The organism is Butyrivibrio hungatei NK4A153 (assembly GCF_000424465.1).
In the GTDB taxonomy this organism is placed as follows: domain Bacteria; phylum Bacillota; class Clostridia; order Lachnospirales; family Lachnospiraceae; genus Butyrivibrio; species Butyrivibrio hungatei_A.
In genome coordinates this window covers 55338-71655 of record NZ_AUJY01000008.1, presented here as the reverse complement: position 1 = coordinate 71655, position 16318 = coordinate 55338, and the positions used below count along the sequence as shown (strand labels likewise).

At 42.9% G+C, this 16318-nt stretch carries 13 protein-coding genes; 2 read left to right on the top strand and 11 right to left on the bottom strand.

Annotated features, from left to right (window positions below; translation table 11 throughout):
• Window positions 1-98: 98 nt before the first annotated feature.
• The gene (locus G628_RS0105940; RefSeq protein WP_026654189.1) at window positions 99-344 is read left to right on the top strand and encodes a hypothetical protein; all 246 of its coding nucleotides are present in this window, start codon (window positions 99-101) and stop codon (window positions 342-344) included.
• Between the two features lie 60 nt (window positions 345-404).
• On the opposite strand, the gene G628_RS0105935 is transcribed toward G628_RS0105940, so the two are convergent.
• From G628_RS0105935 to G628_RS0105895, 9 genes are all read right to left on the bottom strand, one after another.
• Window positions 405-1142: a hypothetical protein gene (locus G628_RS0105935; protein ID WP_026668209.1), complete on the bottom strand. Its 738-nt coding sequence runs from the start codon at window positions 1140-1142 to the stop codon at window positions 405-407.
• A gap of 44 nt (window positions 1143-1186) precedes the next feature.
• Window positions 1187-2830, bottom strand: a complete 1644-nt coding sequence (locus tag G628_RS0105930; protein ID WP_026654187.1) for an EAL domain-containing protein — start codon at window positions 2828-2830, stop codon at window positions 1187-1189.
• Between the two features lie 220 nt (window positions 2831-3050).
• A complete protein-coding gene (gene leuS / locus G628_RS0105925; RefSeq protein WP_027208701.1) occupies window positions 3051-5471 on the bottom strand; it encodes a leucine--tRNA ligase in 2421 nt (806 codons plus the stop codon).
• 218 nt (window positions 5472-5689) lie between these two features.
• The gene (locus G628_RS0105920) at window positions 5690-6064 is read right to left on the bottom strand and encodes a hypothetical protein (protein ID WP_027208700.1); all 375 of its coding nucleotides are present in this window, start codon (window positions 6062-6064) and stop codon (window positions 5690-5692) included.
• Window positions 6065-6210: 146 nt separating this feature from the next.
• Window positions 6211-6693 (bottom strand): flavodoxin, encoded by a 483-nt coding sequence (locus tag G628_RS0105915; RefSeq protein ID WP_026654183.1) that lies wholly within the window; start codon window positions 6691-6693, stop codon window positions 6211-6213.
• 17 nt (window positions 6694-6710) lie between these two features.
• Window positions 6711-7010 carry a hypothetical protein gene (locus tag G628_RS0105910; protein WP_026654182.1) on the bottom strand — a complete coding sequence of 100 codons (300 nt, stop codon included), beginning with the start codon at window positions 7008-7010 and terminating at the stop codon, window positions 6711-6713.
• 208 nt (window positions 7011-7218) lie between these two features.
• Window positions 7219-7416: a hypothetical protein gene (locus tag G628_RS0105905; RefSeq protein WP_027208699.1), complete on the bottom strand. Its 198-nt coding sequence runs from the start codon at window positions 7414-7416 to the stop codon at window positions 7219-7221.
• 135 nt (window positions 7417-7551) lie between these two features.
• Entirely contained in the window at window positions 7552-9510 is a 1959-nt protein-coding gene (locus G628_RS0105900) for a fructose-bisphosphatase class III (protein WP_027208698.1), read from the bottom strand.
• Between the two features lie 96 nt (window positions 9511-9606).
• On the bottom strand, window positions 9607-10236 hold the full coding sequence (locus tag G628_RS0105895; protein ID WP_027208697.1) for an endonuclease III domain-containing protein: 630 nt from the start codon (window positions 10234-10236) through the stop codon (window positions 9607-9609).
• Between the two features lie 276 nt (window positions 10237-10512).
• On the opposite strand from G628_RS0105895, the gene G628_RS0105890 reads away from it, so the two are divergent.
• Window positions 10513-12027, top strand: coding sequence for a DHH family phosphoesterase (locus tag G628_RS0105890; protein WP_196803714.1), 1515 nt, complete (start codon window positions 10513-10515; stop codon window positions 12025-12027).
• A 697-nt stretch (window positions 12028-12724) separates the two neighbouring features.
• On the opposite strand, the gene G628_RS16570 is transcribed toward G628_RS0105890, so the two are convergent.
• Window positions 12725-15802 (bottom strand): DEAD/DEAH box helicase, encoded by a 3078-nt coding sequence (locus tag G628_RS16570; protein ID WP_051199052.1) that lies wholly within the window; start codon window positions 15800-15802, stop codon window positions 12725-12727.
• A gap of 10 nt (window positions 15803-15812) precedes the next feature.
• Entirely contained in the window at window positions 15813-16313 is a 501-nt protein-coding gene (locus G628_RS0105875) for a shikimate kinase (RefSeq protein ID WP_026654175.1), read from the bottom strand.
• Window positions 16314-16318 lie beyond the last annotated feature (5 nt).

Here is a 16318-nt window from a genome sequence, read left to right as displayed (position 1 = left end):
CACAATAGGTTGAGGGGCCTATTAATTTACAAGCAAATCATTTAGTAATTTTATTTCTTATGAATTGAATATTTCTTATGAGACGAGGAGGAAAAAAAATGAGACGTTCAGCTAAGGCCAAGAATAACATCAGCCAAAGTTGCATCGAGATCATGGCAGATGCAATTAAGGCAAAAGAGCAGAACCTTTCCTACGGCAAATTCAAAGCACTCGATATGATGGGAGCCGGAAATGTATCGGATGAAGAATACACTTCAGAGTACACCGTACATACAACGGAGCTTATCCACAGGAAGGAGAACAATACAGAGAAAAAAGCATTAGCGTTCGTTAAAATCAGGTGATTAGTTCAGTTCCAAATAAAGAAAGCATCAATCTTTTTTTCATTATGAAAGGTTGGTGCTTTATTTTTGTACTTTTATTCTCTCATCTCCCGCAAGATAAAATAACAGCGCCTGTCTTGCGTGTTCTTTGTCCGTGGCTTCGACACTTACCGTAAACTGATAAGTGTGCTTTTTGACTTCTTCTGATTGAACCCTGTTTTCAGCCTCCGCGATCGACTTATCCTTAGTATCTTCGCTCGTCATCTCCATAATGTCTTCAATTGCGAATTTCCTGAACATATCGCGATGTCCGGCGTCCGGCATATACTTTTCTATAAGCATCAGCGTATTTCCGAGGTTCAGATAATCACCGTGGAGAAAAGCCTCGATATCAAGCACGTCGTTCTTGGTCTTATCGACATAATCCTCCCAGGTAATCTCCGCTTTCAGTATCTCGCCATCCTTATCGATATTCTCTTCCTGCCAGTCAAGGACATACCATTTCCAGATCTGGAGTCTTTTTCTGTCCACTTCTTCATCGCTAAGCTCAGCCATCTTCTGGCAAGCATGCCTCGTCCCTCTGGAAACAAGCGCATCTGTAGTTTTATCTACATCGTAAGTCCTGCTGAAAACTTTCTTTTTCTTTTCCGTATTAACAATAGTAAGCTTAAGTGAATTGTCGGAAACTCTCGTCATAGTAAGGCTGTAGTCTCCGTGACGCGCAATAACCACCGGTCTTTCAATCAGAATGGTATCCCTAAACTTTATGAAAGACTTAAGAACATCATCATTTTGAATATAACGAAAGGTTCTGCTCATCGTAATCCTTTCTCAATTCCGTAATTCACTATACTTCGCCTGTGTCAAAGGTACTCTCTCTTAAACTCCTCTATCCTGCACGGATGCCCGAAATAATATCCCATCATATCAGAAATGGGATATTGCTTGGCAATCTTAAGCGTCTCCTCATCCTCTATGCCTGTGAAACACGTCCTTATATTAAGTCTGTGGGCAAAAGAAGTAACGGCTTCCACCATGTACTTAGTAGTAATGTTATTCTCCATTCCCCCCGTCATTGAAGGAACGAGATTGATAAGGTCTATCGGCAGATGCCTTACAAGATCCATTGCCGCAAAGTCTGACGCATCAAGCCCTATCTTAAGCCCGCATGACTTAAGGAATTCAATCTGGCTCTTTAGATGTTCCATTCCAAGCTGACTGCTGCTGTTTGTAAGTTCAAGGCACAGGCCTGTTGCCGGATATCCCGTTCTTCGCAAGATTTCCAAAAGAACTGTTCTGAACTCGGATCTTTCAAGCTGCATAAATGCAAGGTTTACACTGAGGTAAAAATCTTTTTGACTTCTCTTTATCTCAAGCGCCTCTCCGAGCGCCGTCTCAAGAATCCAGTTTCCAAGCGCATAGAAAACAGGATCCTGCTCAAGCCATGGGATGAACTCCGATGGCGAAACCGAGCCGAAAGGTTCTTTTTCCCATCTTACGAACACTTCCATTCCCACAAGCTGATTGTCGGTAACCGAAAAGATCGGCTGATACTCAAGATAGAAGCCGTGATATCCGTTTATGACGCTGTTTCTTACTTCATTTACAAGAGCCATGTTACTCTTATTGCTTTCCGCCGTATCGTTCTGGAAAACCATAAGATTTCCGTGCTTCTGCGTCTTGGAATAATTAAGCGCATACTTCGCGCTCGTATAAATCGAATGCTCGTCTATATCAAAATCGGTCGCGATTATTATGCCGCCGCCAAGTTCATTGACAACACGCTTTCCTTCGACCATTATACCTTCTCTTGAATAAGTCTTAAGCCTCATAAAGAGTCTTTTAAGCGGCTCAAGATCTATGTTCTCGCTGATGAGCGCAAGGATTGTTCCCTCGCCTCTGTATGCCTTTCCTATCGGTGCACCGTCCGTCGCAAGCTTAGTCGCAAGCGCCCTGAGCACACTGTTACCGGTCATATATCCGTAACGCCTGTTTACATCACCAAAGTCGATGAAATTGATCATAAGAACGGCATAGGTCTTTTTATTATTCTTAAGACTTCTCATGTCATTCAGCATTTCATACTGGTTGGGCAAAAGAGTTATCGGATCGTTGTTGTTTATTATTCCTTTGTTTGTTATTGAACATGCGTAAAAAGAGGGCTTTCCGACATAGTCTTTTATTACGACACCCCTGCATGAGCACGCAACATACTCGCCGTTTTTGTTTCTTGCCCTGTATTCAAAATTGGGATCAAGCTTAACACCGACAAAAACCTGCTTGAGATACTCGTTATACTTTTCTCTGTCATCAGGGTGGATCTTGCTTTCCCATACAGCCGATGCATTATAAATATACTCGCTTGTAAGTCCGAAGTAATCAACTGCGTTAAGTGACCACCTCGAGATATTTTTTGCCATGTCATAGACATATACATATCGGCTTCTCGACGTTACCGCAAAGGTATCGAAAATCCTATTGATTGTATCGTACACTCCTCCTGACATCCCGCATTCTACCTCTTTCCAATAATCTTATGCCAATTGGTGTAATGTTTTTTGGCACATCTATTAACATTATATCATCTAAGAGATTTTTTCGCTTGCATAAAAAAAGAAGCAACAGTTCATTTTGTACCGCCCCCCAAAAGTTAGACCAAAAATCTAACTTTTGGGGGTCACCTCAATTACTGCTTCTTCTTTATTCTTAATTATTCAGTTACGGAAGTTACTTCACAACGATATTTACAATTCTTCCCGGAACATAAATCTCTTTTACTATTGTCTTGCCCTCAAGCTTGTCAGCAATGAGCTCTTTACCCTTTGCGATAACTTCGTCCTTAGGGTCATCTTTGCTGATATTGAGAGTTGCCTTTACTTTACCGTTGATCTGAACTGCGATCTCAACAGTGTTAGTAACTGTCTTGGCTTCATCAAATTCAGGCCAGCTCTGCTGATACAAACGACCCTCACCTCCGATTGTCTGCCAGATTTCCTCTGTGATATGAGGCGCAACAGGATTAAGGAGTGTGATAAGAGTCTTATACTCGCCCTTTGTAACGGCATTCTTCTTGTAGAAGTCATTTATAAGTGCCATCATTGCTGCGATAGCTGTATTGTACTTAAGGTTCTCAAAGTCAAATGAAACCTTTTGGATTGTCTGGTGCATCTTGGTCTCAAGATCTTTTGAATAACCCTCTTCCTCAGTCATGATATCCTGAAGCTTCCATACTCTGTCAAGGAATCTGCGGCATCCCTTAACTCCGTCCTCTGACCAACTTGCTGCAAGGTCGAATGCTCCGATGAACATCTCATATGTACGAAGTGTATCTGCACCGTAATCTCTTACGATATCGTCAGGGTTAACTACGTTTCCTCTTGACTTACTCATCTTCTCGCCGTTCTCACCAAGGATCATTCCGTGAGAAGTTCTCTTCTGATAAGGCTCAGGAGTGTTAACAACGCCCTGATCGTAGAGGAATTTGTGCCAGAATCTTGAATAAAGAAGGTGAAGTGTTGTATGCTCCATTCCTCCGTTATACCAGTCTACAGGCATCCAGTATTTAAGAGCTTCTTTGCTTGCAAGCTCATTATCGTTTGTAGGATCGCAGTATCTTAAGAAGTACCATGAAGATCCTGCCCACTGAGGCATTGTATCTGTCTCTCTCTTAGCCGGTCCGCCGCAGCAAGGACATGTCGTATTTACCCAGTCTGTCATAGCTGCAAGAGGTGACTCACCGTTATCTGTAGGCTCATAGCTCTCTACTTCGGGAAGAAGAAGAGGAAGTTCAGATTCAGGGATAGATACATATCCGCATTTCTCACAATGAACTACAGGGATAGGCTCACCCCAATATCTCTGACGTGAGAATACCCAGTCACGAAGCTTATAATTTACCTTGGCATGACCGATCTTCTTTTCCTCAAGGAACTCGATCATCTTAGCCTTGGCATCTGCTACAGAAAGACCGTTGAGGAATCCCGAATTAACAAGTACTCCTGTTGCAACGTCTGTAAATGCAGCAGCGTTAACATCAACTTCCTCGCCATCCTTTGCAACAACCTGAATGATAGGAAGATCAAATTTCTTTGCAAATTCCCAGTCTCTGTCATCATGTGCAGGAACCGCCATGATAGCACCTGTTCCGTAGCTCATGAGTACGTAATCTGAAACCCAGATAGGAATCTCTTTTCCATTAACGGGATTAACGGCAACGATACCTTCAACCTGCACACCTGTCTTATCCTTGGCAAGCTCAGAACGCTCGAAGTCAGACTTCTTTGCAGCTTCCTCACGGTAAGCAAGGATAGCGTCGAAGTTTGCAATCTTGTCCTTGTACTTATCAAGATAAGGATGCTCGGGTGAAACTACCATATAAGTAGCTCCGAAGAGTGTATCGCATCTTGTTGTATATACTGTAAGCTTGTCCTCGGTATCTTTTATCGCAAAATCAACCTCGGCACCTGTTGAACGTCCGATCCAGTTCTTCTGTGAAACCTTAACTCTCTCGATATAATCAACAGTATCAAGTCCGTCGATGAGCTTATCTGCATACTCAGTGATCTTGAGCATCCACTCGCTCTTTACCTTACGAACAACGGGTGATCCGCAACGCTCGCAGACACCGTTAACAACTTCTTCGTTTGCAAGACCAACCTTACATGAAGTACACCAGTTGATAGGCATCTCCTTCTTGTAAGCAAGTCCTTCTTCGAAGAGCTTTCTGAAGATCCACTGTGTCCAGTGATAGTACTTAGGATCTGTTGTATTTATCTCTCTGTCCCAGTCAAAAGAGTATCCGAGTGAATGAAGCTGCTCTTTGAATCTCTTTACGTTATTCTCTGTAACGATCTTGGGATGAATATGATTCTTAATGGCATAATTCTCTGTAGGAAGTCCGAACGCATCCCAGCCCATAGGATATAGTACGTTATATCCCTGCATTCTGCGCTTTCTTGCTACAATATCAAGCGCTGTATAAGGACGCGGATGTCCTACATGAAGTCCCTGTCCCGAAGGATAAGGAAATTCTACAAGCGCATAGTACTTAGGCTTTGTGAAGTCATTTGTTGCAGCGAAAGCCTTCTCGTCGTCCCAGACCTGCTGCCACTTCTTTTCAACTACATGATGATTGTATACTTCTGACATGAGATATTACTCCTCCAATATAACTATTCAAACTATGCTCAGCTAATGAATAAAAGCATAGACTATCTACAAAATTTTACCACAAGCAAAACGGATGTCAAATAAACGGTGGAAAAAAACATGTACCGATTGCTGCGGCGTATATATGCAATTTTTGCTCATGTTGTGCCGGACACTACAATGAGCCCAGAGCAGTAATCGATCGTGCAAAGGCAAGCTTAATTCTCTTCTTTGACAAAGTCCGACCACTCGCCCTCTTCATCTTTAAACTTGAGCGTATTTCCTTCAATCTTGTATTCATATTCTATTCCGTCTATTTTGTCACCGACCCCTGCATCGGTATTATTAATCCAACCGGTAACATGGATTTTATTATCGTCATATGTAAATTTGTAATATCCGCCATCGCCGTTGTATTTCAGATCCAGCTCACCTGTATTGTCATCATAAAATTTAATATATGCCTTATATCGGTCCACCCAACAATTCAGCTCAGAATACCTAAAGCCATCACTCATAGTCCGAGTGTACACCGTAGCTTTCTTTGCAGGCTCCGCAGGATCAAGCAGTAACAATAAACCTCTTTTCTTCATACCTTTTCCTTCTTTCTCCTATATCTCCCTGTTAAATCTTTTCATTATGAATGATAGCATGTGAAAATATTCTTATCTGTGAAAAATTTTTGTATAAAAGCGCAAAAAAAGATGTAGCCGGAACGATGACTACATCCTTCAATATTTCACGATACGTATTTTCCTGCCCAAGCTTTAAGCTCGTCTGCGGGAGTTCCGACGCTTATCTTTTTACCTCCGTCGAAGCGGATTCGAGTGTAGGTATTCTGGAGGTCTTTTACACTCTTCTCTATGTCGGTTCCACCCGATGTTGCGAAGAGAACTACATGTTTACCTGCAAAATCATAGGATTCAAGGAAACTGTTTATGATGTGTGGTGCTGTATACCACCAGATGGGAAATCCGATGAAAATTACATCTGCCGTGTCCACATTTGCAGAATTATCCGCAATCTCGGGACGCGACGCGACATCTTTCATTTCTATACTGCTTCGCGATTTTTCATCCTGCCAATTAAGATCTTCCGATGTGTATTTCTCTTTCGGAACAATCTCGTAAATGTCAGCTCCTATAGAAGAAGCAAGCTCTTTTGCAACTTTCGCAGTAACTCCGCTGGCAGAAAAATAAGCCACCAATACTTTTTTATCCATTGTATTCCTCCTCGTTGTCATATCTGCACTATCACCAGCTTTTGTGGTTCAACGTGTCTTGATTCCCCTTTTCTTCCGCGGCAAACAATGCCTTGCTCAATGTTTATAATATCCGCATGGTTCTTAAGCGCGTCCATTATCTGTTTTACAGCGTTCTCATAATCTTTTGCTTCCATCGGGATAACATAGTCATGATTGATATGTTCCGTGGAAATGACCGCCGATTTATACCTGGTGTCATATCTTATTCCGCAGAAGGTACAAACTTCCGTATTTAGTGTCCCGTTGCTGTCACTGCACTGCATCGCAATATACATGTTATTCCCCTCCAGACATTTAGGCTATCCGATAAGAAACAAAGGCCTCGTGAATTTAATACTCTGATAAACAATTAATTATTCACAATATAATGATAATATATTTTCTGCGATTCTTAAACCCATTAAGCGCAAAAAAACGCCGACACATATGTGTCGACGCAAAAAAACAAATAAAAACCCTCTATAAATTACTCTCTTCGTATCCTCACTTACCCATTGATGCAATCAGGGCGTCTATTTCTGCCTGGCTGAGCATCTTCCCATTATCTGCAGGTAACGGCGCTGCTCCTCCGGGCGCTGCCGGTGTCGAAGGATTGAATCCGCCCCCTCCGGCCTGTGAGGATTTACCCATTATACTGGCCAATAAAGCCTGCTGTTCAGCACTAAGTCCGTTAGTATCCATATCAGACCCTTTTCCCTTCGTCTCTCTGTTTCTCTACATGAAAAATAAATATGCACAAACTTTCTAGGTTATAGTTATTTTAAACAAATGGGCAAAATACGTCAAATAACTTTTTTATAAACTATTTATAAGAAATTAATGACTATTTTCCCTGATAAGTCCGCTTTCATAGGCCAAAAGAAGTTCCTTAAGGTCCTCAATCTGTCCTATCAGCGTTTTTCCGATATCCGTATCTTTTACAAGTATGCGTTTCTTGGTCGTTTCCGTTATCCGGATTGTCGGAGTATTCTCCTGTCCCTTCACAAACGGCTTATGTGCCGCAAGCGCAAGATGATTTGAATTGTATATTAGTGTATATCCCGCAATTCCCGTCTGCTCGTGATAGGCTTTTGAAAGACCTCCGTCTATTATATAGAGCTTTCCGTTTGCCTTAACGGGGCTCTCTCCCTTCATTGTCTTTACCGGAACATGTCCATTTATTATATGTGCCCACTCGGGATCAAGGCCGAATTCCTTCAGAATCTTGTCAGCATATCGCTCTTCCGCCGAATACTTATAATACGGATTGTATTTTTCCACGCACAGTTCCTTATATTCTTTAAGAAAAAGATGTTCAAATGTAGTTATCTTGTCTTTTCCAAAAAGAGGCGACTTCGGACCGCACCACAAGTACCACATAAAATCAATGGCATCCTGTTTTTTCTCCCTGTCATCTCTGATGTCGAGGAAAAAAGCATCGTGGATTTTGGAATTAAGGTAATCCATAAGTTCCTTGCCGCAAAAACTGCCGTCTAAAGTCGTCATACAGGCAAAATTCCCATCGTCATCCATCGGAATACAACCATGATAAAGAAGGTTATTATTTATCGTCCTGTACATCGCCCCGTGTGAATAAAGAAACTGCACATGCTTTCTAAGAAGCTTGGAATGCATAAAACTTAGCTTTAAGGTATGCATAAGCTCCTCTTCTTCAGGTGTGAGCCCGTAAGGAGCCTTCGGATCAATAGTCGGGAAGTTTGTATCGCTTAATTTATATTTTTTTCCCTGAATATCTATCTCACCGCTTCCAAAGTCAATCCGTTCAAGAAGGAGCCTGTCCTCAAGCCCGTACTCAGGATGGCGTTTTATGATCTGCCCTTCAAGTTTTAGCTGGATAATGCTGATTGCCTTGCACATCTTCGCGGCAAGATCGGGATTCACGGAATCATACTCCGTCTTATCAAGCAGATGCGGCCTAAAATTTTCGCACGGATCGTCTCCGTAAACTTCGGCAGCAAACATGGAAAGCGGTCTTAAGTTTATTCCGTAGCCGTCTTCAAGGGCATCAAAAGAGTTATAGCTTGTTCCTATTCGCAAGACATTTGCGATACACGCCGTATTTCCGCATGCAGCGCCCATCCAGTCGATATCATGATTCCCCCACTGAATGTCGACGTCGTGGAAATTCATGATCTCTTCCATTACAAGGTCAGGCCTTGGACCACGGTCAAAAATATCTCCTATTATATGAAGCGAATCGATCGTGAGGTTCTGAATCAGCTCGCAGAGTGCGATGATGAATTCATCCGCCGACTCGATCTCGATTATTCCGTTTATGATCTCGTTGTAGTAGGCCTTTTTATTGAAATCGTTCATATCAAGATGCATCAGCTCATCAATGGCATATGCGTAATCGGGCGGCATCTTTTTTCTCACCTTGGATCTTGTGTATTTGGAGCTTACGACTTTGCATATTGCAACAAGTCTGTTTATCGTAATCTTCTGTCCGTCGTGAAGCTGCTTTATTGTGGCATTTTCATCATGTCTCTTTTTTTCAATTGTTTCATTCGGGTAGTAGATCAGATTTGCAAGCTCAAGCTGATCCTCTTCGGACATCATATTTCCGAAAGTCTCTTCTATCTTGGCTCTTATAATACCTGATGAACTTCGTAAAAGATGCGAGAAACTCTCATACTCCCCATGAATATCCGAAAAGAAATATTCAGTCCCCTTTGGGAGTGCGCAGATTGCCCGCAAATTGATAATCTCAGCACCGGCTTTCCTTGAAGTGGGAAACTCCTTGCTGAGAAGCTTAAGATATTCGATATCTCTCATTCTCTCTCCTTTGGATTCATGTGTATAACGTTCCAATCCACCAATAATTTATCATATTGTATAAAAAGAGAACTTGAGTAGAATCAAGAAACACTCCTACAGGGCGCTTTTACATATATCCTTTAAGCAACATTCTGCACAGTCGGGTCTTCTGGCGATGCAGACTGCTCTGCCGTGAAGCACAAAACGATGGCAAAGGTTGTTGCCTTCTTCGGGTGGAATAATCTTCCAAAGTTCTTTTTCGACTTTGGCGGGTTCTTTTATGTTGTCGACAAGACCGATGAGGTTGGAAAGCCTGATGCAATGTGTGTCTGTGACGATAGCAGGCTGACCGAAAACATCTCCCATTATAAGGTTTGCGCTCTTTCTGCCGACACCGGGAAGCGCCAGGAGTTCTTTCATGTTATCGGGAACATTGCCGCCATACTTTTCGTTAATGACTTTCATGCATGCAGAAATGTCTCTTGCTTTGGAATTACCGAGTCCGCACGGTCGGATTATCTTTTCAATCTCCTCCACGGGAGCCTCGGCAAGAGCCTTGACCGTCGGATATTTTTCATATAAAAGAGGCGTGATCATGTCTACTCTTGCATCCGTGCACTGCGCAGCAAGCCTCACACTTATCAGAAGCTGCCAGGCCTTATCGTAGGCAAGAGTACATTTTGCCTCGGGATATTCTTTTTTCAACCTCTCGATTACCTCGAGAGCAAGCTTTTTCTTTGTCATAGTTTACTCATTATCACGCTTTTGACATATTTTTTCAATGTCAAAATTTTACTTTTGACACCCGCATCAAATATATTATATACTACCATATAAGAATAATTTTATTTTTTTACAATTAATATTTTATATTAAAATTAATTAAAGCACTGCTCTTTACATAATGAAAAAATTGATTATCATAGAAATGGTGACCTTTTAATACAGGTATCCATTCAAATGTTACAGTTCGCTCCCACGCAAAGCACAAGGGCCGAACTTGCTTGGATTTATATAGTTATGAGATTGAATGAATTACTGAAATACAATGATATTGTCATACAGTGTCACGATAATCCGGATGCTGACGCACTTGCATCGGGATACGCTTTATGGTGGTATTTTAAAAATAATGGAAAAAATGCACGACTCATCTACCGCGGCAAAAATGTGATCACGAAGAGTAATATTACCATCATGCTCGACAAACTCAAGATACCGGTAAGCTATGAGCCGGATTTTGCCGACACTCCGGAGCTTTTGATAACTGTCGACTGTCAATACGGACAAAGGAATATTACCAAAACTCCCGCAAAACATATTGCGATAATAGATCATCATCAGGCAATCGATGACCTTCCCGAGTATTCGGAAATAAAGAATGCAGTCGGAAGCGCCTCCACAGTTGTCTGGGATTTACTCAAAAAAGAAGGCGTAGACGTAAACGATAATCCGCTCCTTGCAACAGCTCTTTACTACGGTCTTTACACCGACACATACAAACTCTCCGAAATCTCCCACCCTCTTGATAAGGATATGCAAGACGAGCTTGTTATTAACAGAAGTATAATCGTGGAAATGAGTAATTCAAACATTTCCCTTGATGAGCTCAAGGTTACAGGAAATGCAATACTGAACTACGAGTATTTTGAAAAAAACAAGTATATGATAATAAAGTCAGAGCCCTGCGATCCGAACATTCTCGGAGTTATGAGTGATTTTGCACTTGAGACCGCAGGCGTAAACGTATGTCTCAGTTACTACATAGGACAGAGTGAAGTAAAATTTTCTGTCAGAAGTTGCATAAAAGAAGTGCATGCCGACGAGCTTGCCGCATTTCTTGCAAAAGGTCTGGGCGGAGGCGGCGGTCATATGTACAAAGCCGGCGGAAAGCTTCGTCCCGAGAAACTTATGCATCTTTTCCCGATGCAAACCGATGAGCAATACGCAGAATTTTCTGCCAAGATTCTTCACGAGCGCATGGAACAATACTTTGATTCCTACGAGATAATATATGCCAAGGAAATGACGCTTAATACGTCTGAAATGAAAAAATATGCAAAAACCACTCAGGAACTTGGTTACGTAAAGCTTGATGACATCTTCCCCGACAATACTGAGATAACAGTCAGAACGTTAAAAGGAGATATGGATGTTATCATAGATACCACCACTTACCTGATGATAGGTCTTTTTGGCGAAGTTTATCCAATATCGGAAAAAAAGCTCAGAAGTTCCTATAAAACTTTGAATAAATCATTCAATAAAGTATTTGAATATGATCCCAAGATCAGGAATACCGCCACAGGCAAAAAGAAAACCGTAATGTCATTCGCCAGAACAGCCATTAGTCTGGACGAAGTGAACATCTACGCTAAACCTCTCACCAAAAAAGTAAAGCTTTTCACCGTATCAAACGAGGATCGCTACTACTCCGGCGAGATTGGCGACTACATCGCCTTTAGGGAAGACAACCCTCACGACATCTTCATAATCCGTGCCGACCTCTTCCCGGTCCTCTACCACGAGATCTGAGGCCCGGCCACTTACAGCTATGGCGCAGCCAGACCCCTTAGGTGCAGCCACGGGCAGTGCGGATATATTTTTTTGAGTTGCTCCATCACTTGGATTCACGGGGCTCCGAAAACAGCCATGAAATTCTATCGGCTCAAAACTCCATTCGGTCCGCCTTACAGCGGGGAGCCATGGGCTTATGTTTTTGAGCATTTCACGATAGGCCACATTTTTATAGGGTTCCGACTGTTTTTCCTGCGCATGTGGAGACGTTGTTTGAGCATCCGGACGCATTTATCAGAATTGTAATATACTGCTTTGCAGTTATAAAAATAAAGAAAGCCACTCTCGCAAACTTCTAAGCTTGCAGAGATGGCTTTCTTTATTTTTATACGCCCGCCTTCGCGGGCTATTACAATTCTGATAAATGCGTCCGGATGCGAGTTTAGTCGAGACATGCGCCATAAAAGAAAAACAGTCGGAACCCTATAAAAATGTGAGCCGGAGTGATTGCGAAAAAACATAAGCCCGTGGCCCCCGCTATAAGGCGGACCGAATGTCAAACAGTGAGCCTCAAAGCAGAATTTCATGGCTGTTCTCGGAGCCCCCTGAATCCAACGTTCCCTCGCAAAACTCAAAAAAATATATCCGCACTGCCCGTGGCCGGCCCTAAAGGGGTCTGACTGCGCCATAGCTGTAAGCGGCCAGGCCTGCAATATCACCCGAGCAGCTCGAGGAGCTCTTCCTTGGTGAGGGTCGGATTGCTCATGGTGCCGGTGTTGAGGAGCTTGTCGGCCAGCTCTTTTTTGCGGTTCTGAAGGGTGATGATGCGCTCTTCGATGGTATTCTCCATGATCAGGCGATATACGGTGACGACATTCTTTTGGCCGATTCGGTGGGCTCTGTCGGTTGCCTGGTTCTCGACCGCGATGTTCCACCAGTGGTCGAAGTGGATGACGATGTCCGCGCTTGTAAGGTTAAGACCTGTGCCGCCGGCTTTAAGGGATATGCAAAATACCGAAGTGTCATCTTCCTGGAAGGCATCGACTAGCTTTATTCGGTCTTCCTTCTTGGTGGAACCGGTAAGAAGGTAGTGCGATATTCCCGCATTTTCAAGTTCCTTTGTTATTCTGTCGAGCATTGATGTGAACTGCGAGAATAAAAGAATCTTGTGGCCGCTTTCGGAGGCACTCTTTATCATCTCGATAAGAAGATCTGTTTTGGCGCTTCCGCCTGTATAGTTTTCATACACAAGCCCCGGATCGCAGCAAAGCTGGCGAAGCCTTGTAAGTTCCGAAAGGATTACTATCCTGTCTTTTCCAAAAGATTCCTCATCCGTTCCCTCGACCATAAGCTTAACTCTCTGAAGGTGCGCATCATAAAGCTCTCTCTGAGAACTGTTCATAGGCGCATAGATATTCTCTTCAAGCTTGTCGGGAAGATCCTTTAAGACATCACTCTTAAGCCTTCTGATCACAAAAGGCGCTATCATCTTCCTGAGCATCTCGGTCGAAGACTCATCCCCGTCCGAAACAACGGGAACCTCAATATTGTCACGGAACTGCTTATATCCAAAAAGATATCCCGGCATGCAGAAATCAAATATGCTCCAGAGTTCGCTCAGTCTGTTCTCGATGGGCGTTCCCGTAAGAGCCACTTTAAATGCCGCATTTATGCTCTTTACAGCCTTCGCAATAAGCGTACCCGGGTTCTTTATAAACTGCGCTTCATCAATAACGCAGCAGTCAAAATTCAAATACTTATACAGCTCGATATCTCTTCTTAAAAGATCATATGACGTGATGATAACATCGGTCTCTTCACTGTCAATCTCCGACGTGATCCTCACTCTGTCAGGCTTTATGCCGACAGCTATCTCGCAGTTAAGAAGCGGTGTGAACTTCCTGATCTCATGTTGCCAGTTGTACACAAGTGACGCCGGACACACAATCAGACTGCACCTGTTCTTTCTTCCCTCTTTTAGCGCACATTCTTTTGCACTGAGAAGATATGCAAGAACCTGAATTGTCTTACCAAGTCCCATGTCATCGGCAAGAATGCCGCCAAATCCGTTATGCGAAAGAGCTTTAAGCCAGAAAAATCCCGTCTTCTGATAATCCCTAAGAACATCCTCAAGACTCTCAGGTACCTTAAAGCGCTCATCCGTAGGCGTTGCAAATCCCGACACAAATTCCTTAAAGTTCTTGCTTCTTCCGATGGAAGAACCGCCCTCTTGAATATTTTTTTCCGCGATATCATTGATAAAAAGAGCTCTGTATCTCGGTACCTCTGCGTGACCTTCGACAATCTGCTTCGCCGTTATTCCAAGTCCGTCCTTAAGCGCAAACAGCATCTTGGCGTCATCACTCGCAACGCTCACCACTTCGCCGCTCTTTAATTTATAATACTTTCTCTTTTTGTCGTACTGACTCAGTATCTCACCAAGCTCATCAGGCGTAAGCGTTTCAGGCACCATCGAAAGTTCCAGAAGGTCCGAAACAACAGAGACGCCAAGATTCACCTTGAGCCCCTTCTCGATCCTTACCGCCTTGATCGCATCCGATACGAATACATCGCCTATGGTAGAAAGATATCCCATCTTTTCCGCAAGAAAAACGTAAAGCTTATCATCCGTATATGAATCCGTCGTAAGTACCAGCGCTTTCCTGTCGGAGTCAAGTCTGTCAAAATACGGGCTTATCAGTTTTGCAGTTCTGTTCTCCAGATAACTGTTCCTCTTCACATCGGTCGCCGGCTCATCGCCAAACTTGTCAATGTCCCGGGATTCAAAGATGTCAAAGCTCTCTTTCATACCGTTTCCGGCATCATACGCCGCTTTCACCTTACAGGTTATGCTATTTGCATCCGGCATATCTACGTAGATCTCAAACTTTGGAATATCAGGCGCGTATCTCGAAGCCTCGAAGCCGTCCGTGCTCACATTGAAGAACTCATTGATCACATGGAAAAGACCTTCCGAAAAAAGAGGCAGATCTTTTTCAGCTATAAAGAGCTCGTTCTCAGTTCTTCTAGCCGCAAGGAACTTGAGCACCGGAATGATCTCCGCGCAGTCACTTCGGGGAATCATGTGAAGCTTTCTCTTTCTTTCGAAATAAATATTTGAATATCCTTCGAACATGGTAAAAGAGCCGGATTCGAAAACGACTCCGAAGTTCTTTTTCTCAATATGAAGGTCAATGTCAGGGAAAACAGGAACTATCTCAAGAAGGCGTTCTTCGCTGTACCTCGCCCTAAAATCGGAATTAAGGAAAAAAGTCTCTTTTACAGATTTAAAAAACTCATCAATCTCATTACCGCAAAGCTCGATGTTTTTGCTACGGCTCTTTGAACGCGAATAGACCTGATAAGGGTCTCCCGCTCTTCTACCTCTGAAATAGTCAAATAAGAAATTTATTATCTTCTGGGAATCCGCAGAAAATGAAGACATATCATGCGTAAACTCAAGATGCTTACCATAGCTTAAGAAGCTGTGCTTTTCTATAGCATCAAGAAGCTCGGCTATATCCTTAAGAACATAGCTGTGGCCGCCCTTTTCAGACTTTATGCAAAAAGATACCACAAGCTTTTCTCTGTTTAATACGGCATGCGGCTCCAGAACGGCAAGTGAAGTATCTTTGTATAAAAGAGGCGCCTCACTCACAGGCGCATACTCTCTAAGGAGCCTTTTTGTCTCAAATGACGTGTAGTGAAACTCTTTGGGCGCATCAGAAACAAACCGCCTTCCCGAGCCGGTTATGTATTCGCCTTTTTTAGTTTCGTTCGCTCCATTATTCATTCATGCCTTATTATTTGAGTGCTGCGACTAAGTCTGTAACGACCTCTTCCATTGTGTTATCTTTTTCATCGATAGTGATATCGGCATATTTCTCATACAGAACGCTTCGCTCATTATAAAGCGCGATCAGGGACTGTCCGGGTCTCATAACAACCCCGCGCTGTTTTACATCCTTAAGTCGCTTTGTCAGAGCTTCCATTCCGACTTTGAGATACACTACTTTACCGATATTTTTATAATGCTCCATAGCTTCTCTGCCGTACACGACACTTCCACCGGTTGCTATGACGGTTCTCTCCGTCTCAATACCTGCATTTACCTTGTTCTCGATTTCAATAAATCCGTCAACACCCTCCTGCTCTATTATCTCAGAAAGTCTCCTTCCTTCTTTTTTCTGGATAACTATATCAGCGTCAACAAAATTATATCCCAATATTTTGGCGAGTATTACTCCTACCGTACTCTTTCCGGATGTAGGCATCCCAACCAAAATAATATTGTCTTTTTTCATAAAAA